This window comes from Alteromonas sp. NFXS44, assembly GCF_040148705.1.
Taxonomy (GTDB): Bacteria; Pseudomonadota; Gammaproteobacteria; order Enterobacterales; family Alteromonadaceae; genus Alteromonas.
Genome location: NZ_JAGDEA010000005.1, coordinates 211,524 through 229,412, shown reverse-complemented (window position 1 = coordinate 229,412; position 17,889 = coordinate 211,524). Strand labels below are relative to the sequence as shown.

Annotated in this window: 18 protein-coding genes; 2 read left to right on the top strand and 16 right to left on the bottom strand. The window is 48.9% G+C overall.

The genetic code is table 11. From position 1 onward, the window contains the following. Positions 1–9: 9 nt before the first annotated feature. From J3369_RS06260 to J3369_RS06205, 12 genes are all read right to left on the bottom strand, one after another. Positions 10–585, bottom strand: coding sequence for a GNAT family N-acetyltransferase (locus J3369_RS06260; RefSeq protein ID WP_349585041.1), 576 nt, complete (start codon positions 583–585; stop codon positions 10–12). Continuing rightward, entirely contained in the window at positions 582–1,610 is a 1,029-nt protein-coding gene (gene pseG / locus J3369_RS06255) for a UDP-2,4-diacetamido-2,4,6-trideoxy-beta-L-altropyranose hydrolase (protein WP_349585039.1), read from the bottom strand. The genes J3369_RS06260 and pseG overlap by 4 nt, the downstream gene beginning before the upstream one ends. Before the next feature lie 24 nt (positions 1,611–1,634). After that, entirely contained in the window at positions 1,635–2,690 is a 1,056-nt protein-coding gene (gene pseI, locus J3369_RS06250; protein ID WP_502877415.1) for a pseudaminic acid synthase, read from the bottom strand. After that, positions 2,683–3,654, bottom strand: coding sequence for a glycosyltransferase family 9 protein (locus tag J3369_RS06245; RefSeq protein ID WP_349585034.1), 972 nt, complete (start codon positions 3,652–3,654; stop codon positions 2,683–2,685). Before J3369_RS06245 ends, pseI begins: the two co-directional genes overlap by 8 nt. A 4-nt stretch (positions 3,655–3,658) precedes the next feature. Then, a complete protein-coding gene (gene pseF / locus J3369_RS06240; RefSeq protein WP_349585031.1) occupies positions 3,659–4,351 on the bottom strand; it encodes a pseudaminic acid cytidylyltransferase in 693 nt (230 codons plus the stop codon). After that, entirely contained in the window at positions 4,348–5,493 is a 1,146-nt protein-coding gene (gene pseC, locus J3369_RS06235; protein ID WP_349585029.1) for a UDP-4-amino-4,6-dideoxy-N-acetyl-beta-L-altrosamine transaminase, read from the bottom strand. Before pseC ends, pseF begins: the two co-directional genes overlap by 4 nt. After that, positions 5,490–6,488 (bottom strand): UDP-N-acetylglucosamine 4,6-dehydratase (inverting), encoded by a 999-nt coding sequence (gene pseB, locus J3369_RS06230; protein ID WP_349585026.1) that lies wholly within the window; start codon positions 6,486–6,488, stop codon positions 5,490–5,492. The genes pseC and pseB overlap by 4 nt, the downstream gene beginning before the upstream one ends. 68 nt (positions 6,489–6,556) lie before the next feature. Then, on the bottom strand, positions 6,557–6,868 hold the full coding sequence (locus J3369_RS06225) for a hypothetical protein (protein ID WP_303574401.1): 312 nt from the start codon (positions 6,866–6,868) through the stop codon (positions 6,557–6,559). Further along, positions 6,865–7,293 (bottom strand): flagellar export chaperone FliS, encoded by a 429-nt coding sequence (gene fliS / locus J3369_RS06220; RefSeq protein WP_349585021.1) that lies wholly within the window; start codon positions 7,291–7,293, stop codon positions 6,865–6,867. Before fliS ends, J3369_RS06225 begins: the two co-directional genes overlap by 4 nt. A gap of 16 nt (positions 7,294–7,309) precedes the next feature. After that, positions 7,310–8,752 (bottom strand): flagellar filament capping protein FliD, encoded by a 1,443-nt coding sequence (gene fliD / locus J3369_RS06215; protein ID WP_303574402.1) that lies wholly within the window; start codon positions 8,750–8,752, stop codon positions 7,310–7,312. Between the two features lie 13 nt (positions 8,753–8,765). Further along, entirely contained in the window at positions 8,766–9,209 is a 444-nt protein-coding gene (locus J3369_RS06210) for a flagellar protein FlaG (RefSeq protein ID WP_303574403.1), read from the bottom strand. A gap of 82 nt (positions 9,210–9,291) precedes the next feature. Beyond that, positions 9,292–10,116, bottom strand: a complete 825-nt coding sequence (locus J3369_RS06205) for a flagellin N-terminal helical domain-containing protein (RefSeq protein ID WP_349585016.1) — start codon at positions 10,114–10,116, stop codon at positions 9,292–9,294. A 421-nt stretch (positions 10,117–10,537) separates the two neighbouring features. Between J3369_RS06205 and J3369_RS06200 the strand changes: the two genes are divergently transcribed. Next, positions 10,538–10,711, top strand: coding sequence for a hypothetical protein (locus J3369_RS06200; protein ID WP_349585013.1), 174 nt, complete (start codon positions 10,538–10,540; stop codon positions 10,709–10,711). 200 nt (positions 10,712–10,911) lie between these two features. Here the strand turns inward: J3369_RS06200 and J3369_RS06195 are convergent, their stop codons facing one another. Next, positions 10,912–11,745, bottom strand: coding sequence for a flagellin N-terminal helical domain-containing protein (locus J3369_RS06195; RefSeq protein WP_303574406.1), 834 nt, complete (start codon positions 11,743–11,745; stop codon positions 10,912–10,914). A gap of 754 nt (positions 11,746–12,499) precedes the next feature. Further along, positions 12,500–13,339, bottom strand: a complete 840-nt coding sequence (locus J3369_RS06190; protein WP_303574407.1) for a flagellin N-terminal helical domain-containing protein — start codon at positions 13,337–13,339, stop codon at positions 12,500–12,502. Positions 13,340–13,565: 226 nt separating this feature from the next. Between J3369_RS06190 and J3369_RS06185 the strand changes: the two genes are divergently transcribed. Continuing rightward, entirely contained in the window at positions 13,566–14,549 is a 984-nt protein-coding gene (locus J3369_RS06185; protein WP_349585009.1) for a hypothetical protein, read from the top strand. Here the strand turns inward: J3369_RS06185 and flgL are convergent. After that, the gene (gene flgL / locus J3369_RS06180; RefSeq protein ID WP_349585006.1) at positions 14,517–15,743 is read right to left on the bottom strand and encodes a flagellar hook-associated protein FlgL; all 1,227 of its coding nucleotides are present in this window, start codon (positions 15,741–15,743) and stop codon (positions 14,517–14,519) included. The genes J3369_RS06185 and flgL overlap by 33 nt on opposite strands. Before the next feature lie 8 nt (positions 15,744–15,751). Continuing rightward, entirely contained in the window at positions 15,752–17,869 is a 2,118-nt protein-coding gene (flgK, locus tag J3369_RS06175; RefSeq protein WP_349585003.1) for a flagellar hook-associated protein FlgK, read from the bottom strand. Positions 17,870–17,889: the final 20 nt, after the last annotated feature.

Genomic DNA, 17,889 nt, shown 5'->3' with positions numbered 1-17,889 from the left:
CTTTATTGACTAAGACTTGCGCGGACGCGACAAGAAAGATTTCAGTGTTACAGTTTGCCGCTCATAGGCCTCTTTTTGCAAGCGCAAGCGCACAAAATCGTCCTGACCGCTGATTTCATAGCCCAACTGACGGTTATATTTCAGTGCGGCGTCGTTATCCGGTTTTACCGCCGCCGAAAATTCGGTCACATTGAAATGGGAAAAACAATAATCATACATCGCCAGAGTGGGAGCGAAAGCCAGAATGTTACCCTGATAATCGGGTTCACCAATATATAAACCGGGCTCCAATACCCGGGCGGAGACTACCGTCTCTCCGATGACCGGCACTTTCACATTGGTTGAGCCAACAGGCCGACCTTTGTATTCGATAATCCAGTGCATCTGAGACGGGTCGTGACTGATTTTTTGAAACCATGCAGCTTGTTGCTCCGCAGTGATGAGTGATGTAGACACCATCTTCTCACGCACGTAGTCGCTGTTCCGCCACTGCCTTAATTTATCCAGATCGCCCTCTTCCAGCGGCCTTAAGGTTACCTGCCAGGCTTTAATACGTGGTACTGTAACCAGAGATTCCTGCCTCATGGCTGAATAACCTCTGCGATAGCATTAAGGACATTAAACGCCCCCTCAGCGTGATACTTACCTTTTACTGCCTGCTGCATGGCTTCCAGCTTAACGGGTTGCTGCCAGAGTGCATGCACTGTGCCGGCAATTTCATCAAAAGGCACATCAGCGGTACAGTCAAAAGTGGTACACCAGCCTTCCTGCTGAGCCTGCTCAGTCGCCGTTCTCTGGTTTTCTGCCACCATCAGCAGTACTGAAGGTGTTTCGCATACGCCCAGTTCAAATTGACTGCCTCCGGCGGCACTGACAGCAAGCTTACTGTGCCGCCACACATCGGCCATATCCTGACAATTATGTATATGCTGAATCGCCAGCGGACTCGCTTTTATTGCCTCATTGAGCGCACTGATATGATTAAACGCCGCACCGGTAATTACCCGCACCGGCACATCATTAAGTACATCAGACAACGCATTAATTAACGGGACGGTCAGCCCTTTCGGATCGCTGCCGCCGATACAAACGGCGATGCCAAAGCGCTTGTCCTGTGGAGGGTTATCGCCCCGTTGAAATTCCCGTCTCATCAAACGGTAATCAGGTCCGGAACAAATTTTTACTGCCGGGTTAATTTCCTGATAGCGTGCATCCAGTGACGAAGTGGTGCTGTTTACCACCAGCGAGGCCTGCGCGACCTGACTAAGCTGCCCGTCATCCATGACCACCACAGGGATCCCTGCCCCACGCAGTCCGCTCAATGAGGCTGCCGGAATATCGTAGCCATCAACCACAACAGCTGAGGCATTCATGCGCTGTGCCTGTTCTGTCAGCCAGCGACTTTCGTCATCATCACTGCTACAGGGCACTTCCGTCACCGGGTAAATCCAGTCGTTTCTTGCTGCAGCCAGCGCCCTGCCGCCTTTATCTGTAAAAAAATGGCAGGGAATATCGTAGCTTCCGGCCGCCTGAGCCAGTGCCAGCGAACGCATCAGATGACCCATTCCAATCGCGGGCGACACACTGACTCTGAATACTATAGGTCTCACTTAAAGGTTCTCACTTCAGGGCGCTCATTTCTCCAGATGTTCCCACCTGAGCGCGGTGCCTTTTTTCAACGCGGTACGGGCTTTACTGCCAAGGACTTCCTGCCAGTGCTTTGGCGCAAGGCCGAAAGCCGGCCGGACGATTTTCAGGTTAGACTCATCCAGCGTGTCACCAATATTCACATCTGCGCTTATATAAATTGAGCGACGGTATTGTTTTGCCGCTTCCTCAGCCTGACTGCCTCCGTAGCGAACCTGTCCCATGCCTTGCCAGGCACGCTCAGATTCTGTTACCAGCATTTTGAGCTCTGCAGGCTCCAGTGAAAAAGCCGCATCCACACCACCGGCGCTACGATCCAGCACGAAATGTTTTTCAATAACAGTCGTGCCCAACGCGACAGAAGCCACTGCCACCCCGATACCGCCGGTGTGATCACTCAATCCCACCTGACAGTGAAAAGCGCTGCGCATATTGGGAATAGTGTTCAGATTGGTATTGCCGGGGTCTGCCGGATAGGTACTGGTACACTTCAGCAGTACGATATTGTCACACCCGTTGCGGCGGGCACAGTGAACGGCCTGCTCAATTTCAGCAAGGCTTGCCATTCCCGTAGACATGATCAGGGGCTTCCCTTTACTCGCGGCCCGGGCGATAAGAGGTAAGTCGGTTAACTCGAATGACGCAATTTTAAAACAGGGCACGTCCAGACTGTCGAGGAAATCTACAGCTTCACCATCGAAGGGAGAGCTGAAAGCGAGCATACCCAGCGCCTTTGCCCGGTCAAACAGAGGCTTGTGCCACTCATAAGGCGTTGCCGCTTTTTGATATAACGCGTGCAAAGATTCGCCATGCCACAGACTGTCTTTTTCTGAAATCACAAAATCGTCGGTAGCAACGTCCAGCGTCATGGAGTCGGCGGTGTAGGTTTGCAATTTAATAGCATGAGCACCGGCTTCAGCTGCAGCATCCACCATCGCACAGGCCAGGTCAAAGTCCTGACTGTGGTTGCCGCTCAGTTCTGCGATAATGAACGGAGGTTCATCCGGGCCGATTAAACGGCCACCAATTTTTACATCATGCACCGGCATTCCCCTCTAAGATATTCATCACGCCCTGTGCTATCTGCTCAGGTTCAACAGCCACATCTGACATGTCAGTGGCATACTCGGGCATCAGCGTTCTGGGATCGACATTGCCGCTGATAACCAGAGACGGCGTACCGGTTGCTGTTGCCAGCCACTGCGGTGCAGAAGGCACGGTTATCAGTAACTGACTTGCTTTGAGTTGTGATAACGTCTGACGCATAGAGCAACGCCCGTCAAAACCGGTCCAGACATGAACGCCCTGTGCTTCAAGAAGCGCTTTGAGCGCCTCTCCGTGAGGGTAATTCCGCTCCGCAGTTCTTGCGCCTGTCGCCATGGCAACCACAGGCTGATTGAGACCGGCAAGATGACTGTCGGCTTCCACATCAATGGTCATGTCCATGTCGATAGTGCTGAATCCGCAACAACGTCTGAGATAAAATTCAGGATACCCCCGCTCAGGTACCTGCCCGTACTCCCACCACGTTGTATGCCATTGTGCCATGCTCATCCAGCTGCTTTGCATATACTGAGCAGGTAAATTAACGTAATCCGGCGACAGAGTTTGCTTCTGAAATTTATCAACGAGTTCAGCCACACTGATACTCATGGTATTACCAACCACAGGTTCACCGGCGTCCTTTAAGAAACGGGCGAGGAAACACGGCATAAACCAGGTGTCGAGATTGATGATCTGAGTATATTCTTCAGCCAGAATCTTTTCAGCGAGCCCGAGAAAAGTTTGCATGGCATCTACGATGTTTTCCGGCCACTCTCCCTGTTTCAGCGCGTGAACGGTAATGTCCGGTTCTACCAGCTTCAGTAACTCCTCACCGGCGGCATAGGTCAGTGCGTGAACACTGGCTCTGGGAAATTTTGTTTTTACGTAGCGGATAGCCGGGATCCCCACACAAGTCACATCGCCAAGTCCCAGCATTCTGATTATGAGTATTTTTTCCTGCATAAATTTATTCTGTCTTTATATACGCGCGGTACATGAGTTCAGCCCTTTCCCAGTCCTCCGGTGTATCAATATCCTGTACCAGATGGCGGGGCAGGATCACGGGAATACTGGTAGGCGCAAACATAGGCTTATCTGTCAGCCAGGCAGAAGCTTTCCCCCAGTAGAACTGGCCGGCATCGTGAAAACTTTCGGTCAAATCCTGAGAACGGGTAGCCATTTTGCTGGCATCGAAAGGAAGCACGCCTTTCCCATGTAACCGGATTGCCCGTTGAATTGGGAAGGGAAACGTTGTGACTGAAAAAGCAAAGTGCATGTCAGGATTGCCGTTCAGCCGTGACAACCCTTCTTTCAGGTATGTGGCACTTAAAAAAGGCGCTGTGGCATAGATACAACATACGTTGTCGACCTGCCCCTTATCGTCCTGATAAGTATCAATAGCATGACACACTACCGGCGCAGTGCCGGTGAAATCATCAGCCAGCGACGCCGGGCGACGGATAACATAACTGGCACCGTACTTTTCTGCGATAGCGGCAATTTCTTCGCTGTCGGTGGATACGACAATATCATCGAAAACAGCGGCTTTCAGCGCCGCTTCAATAGAATAAGCAATGAGCGGTTTGCCAGCAAAATTCCGGATATTTTTACCTTTTATCCGTTTGCTGCCGCCCCGTGCCGGAATAATGGCAATGTTCACAGTAATACCTCTTTCAGACAGTCAATCACCTTTTGCTGCTCGCCGTCTGTGAGTAAAGGATATAAGGGCAACGTCAGTGCCCCCCGGTAATATTGTTCACTGACAGGAAAGTCACCTGCGGCAAACCCCAAAGCCTGATAATAAGGATGAAGATGTATAGGGATGTAATGAACATTTACGCCGATACCAGCGGCTCTCAGGGTATTAAAAATGGCTGTGCGCTGCGCCGGTTCCACTTCAATCATATAAAGATGCCACGCACTGTTTTTATCGAACAACGGACGTTTTACCGGCAATGACGCCAGTGCCTCATGATATCTGGCTGCTCTGGCGCGTCTTTCTGCGACAAAACTGTCCAGTCTGCCCATTTGTGCCACACCTAACGCCGCGTGTAAGTCACTCAGCCGGTAGTTAAAGCCTAAATGTATTTGCGCGTAGAACCAGGGTTCATCGTCATGCCCGGCCGGTAAGGCCGCCCGATCTTTAGTAATGCCATGACTGGCATACAAACGAAGTTTATCTGCCAGCACCTGAGACATCGTCAACACCGCCCCGCCTTCTGCAGTCGTCACTGATTTCACCGGATGAAAACTGGTCACGACCATGTCTGAGTAAACACAGGAGCCGACACGGTTTCCCCCGGCATCTTCACCTCCCAGCGCGTGGGCAGCGTCTTCAATGAGCGTAATATTCAGCGGGCGGCATAAATCTGCAATCGCTTTCATGTCACAGCTACTACCCGAAAAATGCACAGCAATGAGCACATCAGGCACGTTACCGGCAGCAGAAGCTTTGTCCAGTTTAGCCGCAAGGGCATCCACACTTAAATTACGGGTGACAGGGTCAATGTCGACAAAATCCACAGCAGCTCCGCAATATAACGCCGCATTGGCAGAAGCCGCAAAGGAGTTCGGAACTGTCCATACTAAATTTCCGGCCCCTACACCGGCAGCCAGACAAGCAATATGAAGTCCTGACGTGCCGCTGTTACAGGCGACTGCGTATTTTGCCCCGGTATAGTCACATAATGCCTGCTCGAAGGCCGGTACCTGCTTGCCCTGAGTCAGGAACTCATTTTCCAGCACCTGTACCACGGCATCCACATCTTCTTTAGCAATAGTGTGTTTACCGTAAGGGATCATGAGGTGAGCTTATCCAGTTCACGAAGCTCTTTCACTGACAAAAAATGTGGATTTTTACCGGAATGATATTCAAACTTTTCTTCTGCGGCTTTACCACGCTCACCAGTGCGATTTTTGAAGTAATCCACATTCTTATCGAAAAAAGTAATTGCCGGTGCGATAACAAAGTGGTCATCGAACTCAATAGAATGATGTGCCATTTCTTCAGGCACCATGACCTCGTGAAGTTTTTCACCGGGGCGTATGCCGATGGTCTCGTATTCCCGTTTACCGCTCATGGCTTCCACCAGATCGACAATACGAATTGAGGGTATTTTTGGAACGAAGATTTCTCCTCCCTGCATACGGGAGAAGTTTTTAATCACGAATTCCACCCCTTCATCCAGTGTGATCCAGAAACGGGTCATTTCCGGATGAGTCACCGGCAACTTGTCCCGTCCTTCACTGAGCAACTGACGATAAAAAGGAACTACCGAACCGCGGGAGCCGACTACATTGCCGTAGCGTACTACCGAAAATCTTGCACCGTTGGCTCCGGAAATATTGTTGGCTGCCACAAAGAGTTTATCCGAAGCCAGCTTCGTTGCGCCGTACAGATTAACCGGATTAGCAGCTTTATCGGTGGATAACGCAATGACCCAGGATACTTTATTTGCGATGCAGGCATCGATGACATTTTGCGCGCCGTTGATATTGGTCTTTATACACTCATTAGGATTGTATTCTGCCGCCGGTACCTGCTTCAGTGCTGCCGCATGGACCACGTAATCCACATCTTTCATGGCAGTGATCAAACGTTCTTTATCTCTGACATCACCAATGAAGTAACGCATACAGAGGTCATTAAAGCGCTGCTGCATTTCAAACTGTTTCAATTCATCGCGGGAATAAATGATGATTTTTCGGGGTGAGTAATTTTTGAGTAAGTGACTGACAAACTTTTTCCCAAAAGAGCCTGTACCACCGGTAATCAAAATATTTTTATCATTGAACATATTCGTGTTCCCACAAAGCGTGAGCCCTAAGGCTGCAAGTCAAGATTCAGCGCATCGTACAGCCAGACTTAACGGTATTTTTTTACCGCCTTCTGGCTTCTCAGAAATTGGCTGACATCGTCTTTAGCTGATTTTAGCAAAGTCTGCGCCATTTCTTTTAACATATTATTGACGGTAACTTCCTGTTCTGCAAAAGATCTTGCCGTTTCAGGGTCTGAATTTTTAAGGTGGGATTGAATAACCGTATCACGCCGGGTCATCAAAGACAGCAAAGTGCTGTAGCGGGCTTCTTCGTCATCGTCCGTCAGGCACTGCAGGATTTCAGCATTAATATCTGCCAGCGCCTGAGGAGTAAACTCATGATTTAATTGTATATTCACACGGCCTGTCGTTTTTGACGCTGTGCTTCGTACGCTTCCTCTTTAGCGCCTTGAGGAATCTGTACCCAGGCATCACGAATGGGAGTTAACAGGCTAATCACTTCATCCAGGATCTGCAAGTCATTCCGTACGTGAGCTTCCCCGGTTCTCTCAATCATATACTCATAAAGTGAGTACATGTTTTCTGCGACTTCTCCGCCCACATCCAAATCCAGTGTGTCACGAAGATTCATCAGAATAGCCGTCACGCGGGAAAGAAACTCAGATTTAGCGGCAAATTCTTTACGCTCCATTGCGCCTTTTGCAAACGCTAAACGGTCCAGTGCGCCTTGCATCAACATAAGCGTCAACTTATGGGGATCAGCATTTGCGATATCTTGTTTCAGGTTACCCTTGCGGTATGCGTTTATGCCTGTCAGTGCCATTATAATTCCTCACTTATCACAGAGATGCCAGCAGTGCAGAGCCTGTCGAATTCAATTGCGAAACGGTCTGGTCGAGGGCCAGATATTTATCCCGCAAAATTTGTTCGTAGTTTGCCATTCTTAATTCCAGACGCTCACGATCATCATAAAGCTGATCCCGGTCATCCTTCGCTGCACGCTCTCTTAAACTGATTAATCCACTGTATGACGTGTATTGATCAGTGAACTCATAGAGTTTAACGGCAATACCTTCGTTTTCATCAGTAAATAATTTAGCTATTTCGTCAAAATTATCTTCAAGTGCATCTTCAAGGCGCTCATTACCGGAGCCCAGACCGAAATCTGTGTCACCGATTTCCAGCTCACCATCGGAATTAAGCTCTACACCCAACTGGAATAAACCGCCAAGCGCAGAGGATGAAACACTGCCGCCGACAATCGAACCCAGTCCGGTCATGATGCCCCGCATCAGCGAGTCGCCGGCGAGATCACCATCGTCTTCCAGTTCTGATTCACCGTAACGGGTAAGGTTCTGCAACTCTTTGATGACGCCGTTATAGGTGTCGACAAAATCACGGATCTTTTTATCCAGGCCGTCACGGTCGTAACCAATTTCTAATGTTGATGTCTGAAAGCTCAGGCCATCAGCCGATTTTGGTGACACGCGCTCCGCTTCAAAAGAAACGTTCTGGATCGTGTTTTCAAATTCGTTGGTACTGCTCTCTACCACGATACCGTCGATGGTAGCCCGTGCATTGGTCGCAGACGTGATATTAGACGAAGAGATTAAACCGGCAGAAGTTGAGCTGCTTGTTGCCACGCGGTTAAGTTCTGCCGCACCGGTGTCGTTGACAATTTCCAGATCATTACCGTCTCCGGTCACATCAGATGTGAAAACCAGCTTGGGGCCGGCCGATGTGCCCGTGTCGATAATATTGGCATTCACACCAAAGTTATCTTCGCTGTTATTAATGGCTTCCCGCAACTGCGCCAGAGTCATACCGGCAGACACATTAATGGTGAAGGAATCGCCGGATGCCCCCACGTTAAATGTCAGGGAACCTGATCCGGAACTTAATATTGTATCGGAAGAGGAAGTAAAGTTACCGTCATCAGTGACAATACGGCTTCCCGTTGCCAACTGCTCCACGGCAATTTCATAGCTGCCCCGCAGGGCTGAATTTGATGCTTCTGCAGAGAGGATCTCTACATCTTCATCAGGATTGGTAATAGTAGGCTCACGACCATTGATGTCGTTATCGCTGCGCAGTTTATCGACTGCGTCTTTAAAATCGGACAATAAGGATTTAACCTGCCCGAGACCAGAAATTTCAGCTTCAATACGATCTTCACGCTCATTCAGGCGCTCTTCTTTTGGCGTCCTTTCGGCCTCAAGCAGTTGCGTGACCAGATCGTCAAGCGCAAGTCCGGAACCAACACCTAACGATTGAATAGTCATTTGCTTACCTCATTTAAACTTTGTTGTTTACCAGCACTCCTACACTGCTGCCAACATCTTCCTGCAAGGTTTTAATCCGTTCCGCGAGCTTTAACACTTCATCGGAAGGGATCTGCCGGATGACATCACCAGACTCAGAATCTTTAACAGTAACCACTGAACGATTAGTATTTTCGTCAACAGAAAATGCCAGGTTTCGATTCTGAACCTGTAGGAATGCTTCTACCTCACGCGCAGCAACTTCGATGTCTTGCTGAGCCTGACCCTCTCTGCTTACTATATCGGCAGCATCGGTCACACCTTGAGCATTTCGGGAAGAATTACGCTCTTCCTGTTGCTTATCAGTTGCTGATGCATCCTGGTTTGCAGGGGCCGGTGTTTGCACACGTTGAGACTGCACTTCTGTAAGGTTTGAAGCAGCAAAATTTTGGCCAACTTGTAAATTCGCAATTTCCACGTTTACCTCCATTCTCAAACGGCTCAGACGGGAAACAGAACTCCCTGTTTCCCCTTAGCCTTTCAAGTACGGCTCTCTACTATTATCCTAGCAGAGACAGAGCTGTTTGTGGACGCTGATTAGCCTGACTCAGCACAGAAACAGACGCCTGCTGGATGATCTGATTACGGGTCAGTTCTGCAGTTTCAGACGCAAAGTCAGTATCACGGATACGTGAACGCGCAGTTGACAGGTTTTCAGAAATACTGCTCAGGTTACGAATAGTAGACTGGAAGCGGTTTTGCAATGCACCCAGGTCTGCCCGTGCAGCACCGATAGTAGAAATGGCGTTATCAATGGCCGTTAAAGCGGAAGTTGCACCGTCTACAGTAGCAATTGACAATGTACCAACGCCCAGACCGGAAGCACCGTAACCGCCACTGCGTGACAGGTTAACACTGATAGTCTGACCAGCATTTGCACCTACCAGGAACGCGGCAGAATAACCGCCTTTCAGCAGGTCAACACCACCGAACTGAGTGTCGGTAGAGATACGGGAAATTTCAGTTTGCAGTGCCGCTACTTCTTTTTGCAGCGCCGCACGGTCAGAAGAACTGTTAATGCCGTTTTGTGACTGAACAGCAAGCTGACGGATACGCTGTAAACTGGTTGTTACCTCAGCTAACGCACCTTCAGTAGTCTGCGTTAATGAGATAGCATCGTTTGCGTTACGCACGGCCTGGTTTAAACCCTGAACCTGCGTAGTCAGACGATCGGAAATTTGCAGACCGGCTGCGTCATCAGCAGCACTGTTAATGCGGAAACCTGACGACAGTCTTTCAAAAGATGTGCTTAGCTTATTGCCTACATCGAACAACTGACGCTGTGCGTTGAGAGCAGAAGCATTTGTATTTACGTATAAAGACATTTGAATACCTCCTGGGGATCCGTTGCATACAATGCTACAATCAAATCCTTCCTGTTCAGATTCTCCGGGTCACTACTCCCATTGAATCCCCTCTTAGCGAACACATTCGGTGAATCGCATTAAAGTAATTAAATTACCCCTCAGCTATAGGTATCGGCGACTTCTTGAGGATCTTTAGCTTTTTTTCGAAAAAAATTTAAAATAATTTCAAGCCATTGAATCATAAAGATTTTATATAATTAAAAACAGCTAAAAAGTAGTTTTAGAGGAGTATTGATAAAGATATTTAGTTTGCGAACGGGCAAAAATGTGCAAAATAGAAAAGTATAACTGGCACAACTTGTGTATCTGAGAAAGTACATAACTGATGCAAACGCCAACAATTTGACAATTAGTTGGCACAGGAAATGCTAAGATTAGAATGAAGACTTCAGGTATGAAAATAATGCCGGGGGATTCATCATCGACGTTTGATGAAAAAGTTTCGCTCTTAAAAAGAGAAGCAAATTACGGTGTTCCGGTACATCCTATAAAAAAGGCCGGAACAGATGTTCCGGCCAATTTGCTCACGTTAGGAGATAGAGCAAACTTTTAAAATGTTTCCAGTCGGCTGGCAGGAAAATTAGTAGAATTAACTGGCCTCTCAACCAACACTTCTACCTCTCAGTCCTGTTAGCCGGCGTTTTCTTGCTACGGCCCCCACCCGGGGGCCGTTTTTCATGGGCTGGCCTCTCATTTCCTACCCCCCATTTTTTACCCTTTATAATTACGCAGGGTATAGCGCTCTATTCCTTATTAACCTCCGAGCAGAGATAACGCTGCCTGCGGACGCTGGTTTGCCTGTGACAGTATAGTTGTACTTGCCTGTTGCAGGATCTGATTGCGGGTAAGCTCTGCCGTTTCCGTGGCAAAATCTGTATCACGAATGCGGGATCTTGCCGCTGATACGTTTTCCGAGATGTTGCTCAGGTTGCGGATAGTTGACTGAAAACGGTTCTGTATCGCACCGAGATCTGCCCGTTTAGCATCAATATTGGAGATAGCCGCATCAATTGCAGTCAAAGTCACCGAAGCGTTAGACTCAGTAAGCACGTTAAGCTGGCTATTACCATTAGTCAGACCAGAGAAGCCATACCCACCGGCACGTGAAATATTCACACCAATTGTTTGCCCGGCGTTCGCCCCGACCAGGAAGGCTGAAGAAAAACCGCCCGTCAAAATATCCACACCGGCAAACTGGGTAGTTTGTGCGATACGGGAAATTTCAAACTTAAGCGCAGATACTTCTTTTTGCAGTGCCAGCCGGTCCGCAGAACTGTTAATACCGTTCTGGGATTGAATAGCCAGTACACGAATACGCTGTAATGCGTTGGTAATTTCCTGCATCGCACCTTCAGCGGTTTGAGCAAGTGAAATACCGTCGTTTGCGTTACGAACTGCCTGATCAAGACCCATGATTTGCGACGTCATACGGTCAGAGATTTGCAGACCTGCAGCATCGTCGCGGGCACTGTTGATACGGAAACCGGAAGACAAGCGTTCGAACGCAGTTGTCAGTGAATTTCCAGTGTTAAACAATTGTCGTTGTGCATTCAAAGATGACACGTTGGTGTTTACATACAGACTCATGGGTCTCTCCTAACAATTTAAATAAGTGTTGTATTTATCTTTTTTATCAACACCGGTTTTTTAAAATCTGGCACAGCGTATGCTAGATAAGCTATGTCAGTGATAATTCTCTGACACTTCCGGGTCACTCCCGGGAGTTGAGCGTCACGCTCTGCTGACAGGCAGGTATGTTGTTCCAGACCTCATACCTCTCACTACCTCCTGGCTTCATTCCTGCCGGTCGGCCCCATCAACTAGTAAGCACTTACTATCACTATTAAACCAAATTTTCCCTAACCTTTATTCTTCTGATTTTTTGAGGAAAATTGTCTGGTCTGATGATAGCCGGCAATGTTCGGTTGTTTTGCCGGAGTAAGCGGGCTTGTCAAAATATTGCCACTTACCTGTCATCTCCTAACGATTTTTGCTGCCGGATATGTTGCTTTTATTCTTTCCCGGCGGTGACAAATATTGTTTTTATTCGTGTCACTTTATTGTTCTTCTGAGGGTAGCCGGATGATTATTATTTTTGTTCCGTGCCCCTTTGCTTTATGTATCGTACGGGGACGAAATTTCCTTTAGCCTTTTTTTAAAAAAAGCAGAGAAAAGAGATTGGATTTTTTGAGGATGATTGATTTTAAAGGAAAAAATGGCCGAACAAATTGTCCGGCCAACCGCTCTTCGTTAGGAGAGAATGAGCGTATTCTCACGCAAAGGGCCTTACGAGTCACTACCTCCCGGCTTCATTCCCATGCGTTTTCAGCTATACGGGTGATTAACCCAGTAACTGTAAGGCTGCCTGTGGACGCTGATTAGCCTGTGACAATACTGTAGTACTTGCCTGCTGGATAATCTGGTTACGGGTCAGGTCAGCGGTTTCTGAAGCGAAGTCAGTATCACGGATACGTGAACGTGCTGCAGATACGTTTTCTGAAATGCTGCTCAGGTTACGGATAGTAGACTGGAAACGGTTTTGCAGCGCACCTAAGTCAGCACGTACACCACCAATCGCAGAGATTGCGCTGTCAACGGCGTCCAGCACGCTTGACGCGCCGGCAACGGTAGCAACAGTCGCATCGCTCATGCCCAGGCCACCGGCACTGAAGCCATTTATGCCCGCCAGATTGGCAGCAGAAAGGTTTACAGAGATAGTCTGACCGGCATTCGCACCAACCAGGAACTGCGCTGAGAAACCACCGGTTAAGATATCAACACCGTTGAACTGAGAGTCCGTAGAAATACGGGTGATCTCTGTTTTCAGTGCAGACACTTCTTTTTGCAGCGCCAGACGGTCAGCAGAACTGTTGATACCGTTCTGAGACTGAACCGCAAGCTGGCGGATACGCTGAAGCGCAGTTGTGGTCTCATCTAACGCACCTTCTGCTGTCTGTGACAGAGAAATCGCGTCATTGGCATTACGGACGGCCTGATTCAGGCCCTGAATTTGGGTAGTCATACGGTCTGTGATTTGCAGACCAGCGGCATCGTCTTTTGCACTGTTAATCCGGAAACCAGATGACAGACGCTCAAAAGAGGTGCTCAGGGAATTACCAACATCAAATAATTGACGCTGTGCGTTTAATGCAGACGCATTTGTATTGACGTACAAAGACATAAGTCTCTCCTACACTCTCAGTCCAGCAGGGCTGGCTGCCGGAACAACCGGCGATTACAAATTAGTAGTCACCAAAACCTGAGGGGTAATTGATGAACTGGCTCTCTCAGTAGTGTTATCGACATAGGAGGATTTCCCTTTAATAAAAAAATACAAAAATTGCCGTAGAGCGGCAGACATTTGCCGCCTATACTTAGTTAACACATTGGTTTTATAACTATTTTCTATGCCCGAAAAAAATTTAAAAATTGATCGTCTTTGCCGCATATCCAGCCCGTATGCCCACTCCGCCTTTACCGGGCTGATAGAAAATGGTGAAACATTTCTTTGCTGTTACCGCCAGGCACTGACCCATGTCAGTGACGATGGCAGGATTGAAGTGACATCGGTGACCGGTGACGGACAGGTGACAAACAGGCAGAGATTTTCATTACCGGGTTACGATTTGCGGGATCCTAAACTTTCCCGCGATGATAACGGGCGATTATGGTTAATTGCATTTGCCCGTCCGGTGACTCAGGCGACACGGGGACACCGTTTTCAGATGGTGAACTGGTTTTCCGGCTCCGGAAAAAGTTGGTCCTCTCCCCGTTTCTTTGGTGAGCAACACTGGTGGTTATGGCGGATTGTATGGCAAAACAACAAAGCGCTGGGTCTTGCTTACCATGGCGGCCCTCAGCAACTGGCGTTATTTACCGGTCATCCCGGCAAAAATATGCAGCGTCATCCGATCCCGGCGATGTCTCTGGCAAGAGATAAGTTGGGCTACCCTAATGAAAGTGACATGCACATAAGCAGTGACGGTGTGATTACCGCACTGGTCAGACGCGATGCAGACAGTTTTACCGCGCAGTTAGGCACAAGTAAGCCACCGTATAACCGCTGGTACTGGCGGGATTTAAAAACCTATATTGGCGGACCTGTTATGGTAATGTTGACGGAGGGATATGCACTGGTAGCCGGAAGACAGTGGACGGGAAAAAAACTGGTGACACAAATCTGGTTGCTGGATTTGGCGAAGGCTTCACTGGTGCCCTGCCTCACATTACCGTCCGGTGGAGATAACAGCTATCCCGGCCTTGTGATTCAGGACGACACACTGTTTGTCAGCTATTACTCAGGCCATACCGACGATGAAACCCGCGTGTATTTCGCACGGGTTTCAGGCGTGAATAAGTTAAGAGATATAATTAAACAGGGAAAGGTTTGAGACTTTCGGGAATGTTGCCAGGGCTGCGCTAAGCGCAGCTTCCTGTTTAGCAAACTCTGCTGAAGCTTCTGCGTAATCGGTTTCTTCAATCTGTGCGCGGGCATCTTTTGCGGTGATTTCCAAATCCAGATTAGTTTCATATATCGATTCCGCCACGTTCATCCGGCCCCCCAGCGATGAACGCTCAAGATTAATACGTTCCATGCCGTTGTCCAGACCCACCAGCGCATCGCCGAGGGCATCCGTTAACGCATCGCCGCTTAACGAATCATTAATCAGCTGATTGGCGATATCATTCAGCGTTTCAGCAACGTTTTTCTTCACCGGCGTATCCAGAGAGAAATTCACCGTGTCTCCGGTGGTTCCGTCAAGGGTAAATGCCATCCCTTTAATCGTGAACGGCTCTCCGGACGTAAAATCTACCGTTCCTTCCACAGCACCGGTACCGGTATTCGTTAACTGTACCTGTCCGGTACCCAGTACTGTCAGTTGGTAATTATTATTTGCCGCTGTCACCGGGTCATAATTTTTTTCGTAAAACTGATCAAACGTGCCCTGCTCTCCCACCTTCGCCGTTTGCACGGTGGCGCCGGCAGAACCGGTTACAGTGAAATCAAAACGACTGAGCACATTTTCAAACACTTCCTGTCCGGACGTGCTGCGCTGCACCGTCACACTGTCTGAAAGCCTCACTGATGTCGCCCCCGAATCGCCGGTATAGAAAATAGCATTACCGGTGGCTGCGGGATTGAAGGTGAAAGCCTGCTGCTGCGACTGATAGCCTGCGAAAATATAATTACCGGCAGCATCCTGCGTGTTCATCAAGTCGAACACCTCATTACGGATTTGCTCGAGTTCCACGCCGATTGCCCGTTTATCTTCGTCGGTCATGATGCCGGAGCCCGCCTGCACAACCAGAGTCCGGGCACGGTTCAACGAATCATTAATATTGGTCAGTACTGCTTCCTGTTGTTCCAGGGCATTAGTTAACAAGTCATTGTTACGCTGATACTGGGTAAGCTTATCGAGTTGTTCGGTGATACGGATAACCTTTGCAGCTCCCACAGGATCGTCACTGGGGCGATTCAGTTTTTTCCCCGTCGCCAGCGCTTCCTGAGTATCTGCCAGGCCTTTCTGGTTATCCATGATGGCGCGGATATTTTGATCGTAAATCTGATTAGTTGAAATACGCATAAGTTACATTACCTCGCTGCCGATAAAATCGTATCGAACAACTCCTGAGCCGTGGTGAGAATGCGGGCTGCCGCAGCATAGGATTGCTGATAGCGAACCAGGTTCGCCGCTTCTTCGTCCAGACTCACGCCGGATGTGGAATCAAACCAGTTTTCCGACTGCACTTTCATCGCTTCTGCGGCATCCAGAGAAATTTGTGCCGTAGCAGATTTCTCACCAACCCGTCCAACCAGCGACGAATAAGCATCATGAAAAGTACGCTGTTTATTCGAACTGTCACTGCTTAATTGTACCAGGCTTTCACGCTGTAACGCCGCCATTTCTTCGGCGTTAGTATTGTCAGCAATCCCGTCAGTATTATAGGTCAGATTAAAAGAATCTCCCGCAACAGGAATGCCGCTCAGGCTGACATCGTAACCGGGATAATCATCCAGCGCACTGAACGCGGCCGGCCATGCCGGCCCTGTGCCATTTGCTTCCGCCTGTGCCAGCAAATTGTCGAAACTGGTCACACCGGATACATTGGTTATGACGTTACCTGCATCGTCCAGCACCTGAAAATCACTGGCAGAGGTAAATACGATTTGCGCCGGCGCTCCGACAGTACCACCCGGTGCGGCTGCCGCACTGTGTATACCGCCGGCGCCGTCAAAGGCTGACGCCTCAGCACCTAAGGCAGCATCAACTGTAGTATTACTTATAGACACTTTACTGACCGTGGCATCACCAAGGTTAGATAAGCTGGCTTCTGCCCGCAGTGGAGCAGCAAAGGCGAGATCTTCCGGCCGGTCCGTTGCCAGCGTGAGATCGGATGCCGCATATTTTGACGGCTGGATCAAAAATTCATTGTCGACACTGTAGCCCGTAGCAGCCTGAAACTCGACCTCAATGCCACCCAGCAATTCGTTGAAACCGGCTCCGACTGAGATCCCGGAAAATACCACATCAGCGCCGGAAGCGTCTTTCTTCGGCGTACCGTCACCATTTAACAGCTCAACCGTCACCGAAGTGGGAAAGCCTGCGCCGTTTACCGCATCGACGGTAATTTTATAATCTGCATCAGTAAGCTGATTACCCTGCCCTGCCGTTACCTGTGCCCGTACGGGTAAGTTATCCGGTGTTCCGCTGAACGGTAAACCGGTAAACTCCGGCATGGAAAAAATATTACCGCCAAGCTGCAGATCTAAATCCATACCAAGACGGTTTTGCTGATTCACCGCATCAGCCATCGCCAGCGCCATCTGGCCAATATCCCGTTGTGCCGGTCCGAGAATTTCATCGCGAAAACGGAACAAGCCACCCAGCGAACCGCCAAGATCTTTTTCATTCACGTTGATGGCAGTATTCTGTTTATTAGCAAAATTGGTGGTGAGTTGCAGTTCTTTGAAAGTCAGATCGGCATCATTGCCCAGCTCGAACAAATTAAAACTGCCATCTTCCAGTACCAGCGACTCTCCGGATGATAAATTTACCACCACTGAACCATACTGGTTTTCACGCACTTCCACTGACATCAGCTCAGCCAGTTCGTTGATCGCCTTGTCACGTTCGTTGAGCAATGCTCCGGGTTCTTCGCCGCTACCGCCTCTGGCTGTCAAAACGGCGGTATTTAATTCACCGATACTGGCAATCAAACTGTTCGCCCGTTCAATCTGGCTGGTGAATTCCAGGTTCAGCTCTTCTTCTTTCGCTTCCATGAAGTCAGATAACGTGCTCATGCGGGACAACAATCCCGAAGCCTTACCCAGCACCGCTTCCCGTGAAGCAAGGTTAGTCGGGTCATCAGACGCTGTTTGTATGGCAGAAAAAAACTGACTCAGACCGTCAGCAATGGAGTTGGCTTCACTGGCCAGCAGGTTATCCAGCGAGTTGGTTTTCTCCACGAAAGTTTCCAGCTCACCGACAGAGGTAATATCACGGCGTAACTGGTTTTGCGCAAAAATGCTGATAACCCGTTCCGTTGTGCCTTTACCCACACCACCTAGAATTGTACTTTCAAATACCGTGCGCTCGCGGACGTAGCCTTCCGTGTTTACGTTAGCTATGTTATTCGACGTTGTATTCAGCAATTTGCTGCTGGCGGTAACCCCACTGTTAGCAATATTAAAAAGGTCAGTGCGGATCATGGTGTGACACTCCGTAACAG

Coding starts and splice junctions, on each gene's coding strand:
- J3369_RS06260 (WP_349585041.1), bottom strand. CDS start 585: ATGAGGCAGGAATCTCTGGTTACAGTACCACGTATTAAAGCCTGGCAG.
- J3369_RS06245 (WP_349585034.1), bottom strand. CDS start 3,654: ATGCAGGAAAAAATACTCATAATCAGAATGCTGGGACTTGGCGATGTG.
- pseC (WP_349585029.1), bottom strand. CDS start 5,493: ATGATCCCTTACGGTAAACACACTATTGCTAAAGAAGATGTGGATGCC.
- pseB (WP_349585026.1), bottom strand. CDS start 6,488: ATGTTCAATGATAAAAATATTTTGATTACCGGTGGTACAGGCTCTTTT.
- fliS (WP_349585021.1), bottom strand. CDS start 7,293: ATGGCACTGACAGGCATAAACGCATACCGCAAGGGTAACCTGAAACAA.
- fliD (WP_303574402.1), bottom strand. CDS start 8,752: ATGACTATTCAATCGTTAGGTGTTGGTTCCGGACTTGCGCTTGACGAT.
- J3369_RS06205 (WP_349585016.1), bottom strand. CDS start 10,116: ATGTCTTTATACGTAAATACAAATGCTTCTGCTCTCAACGCACAGCGT.
- J3369_RS06200 (WP_349585013.1), top strand. CDS start 10,538: ATGAAGACTTCAGGTATGAAAATAATGCCGGGGGATTCATCATCGACG.
- J3369_RS06195 (WP_303574406.1), bottom strand. CDS start 11,745: ATGAGTCTGTATGTAAACACCAACGTGTCATCTTTGAATGCACAACGA.
- J3369_RS06190 (WP_303574407.1), bottom strand. CDS start 13,339: ATGTCTTTGTACGTCAATACAAATGCGTCTGCATTAAACGCACAGCGT.
- J3369_RS06185 (WP_349585009.1), top strand. CDS start 13,566: ATGCCCGAAAAAAATTTAAAAATTGATCGTCTTTGCCGCATATCCAGC.
- flgL (WP_349585006.1), bottom strand. CDS start 15,743: ATGCGTATTTCAACTAATCAGATTTACGATCAAAATATCCGCGCCATC.
- flgK (WP_349585003.1), bottom strand. CDS start 17,869: ATGATCCGCACTGACCTTTTTAATATTGCTAACAGTGGGGTTACCGCC.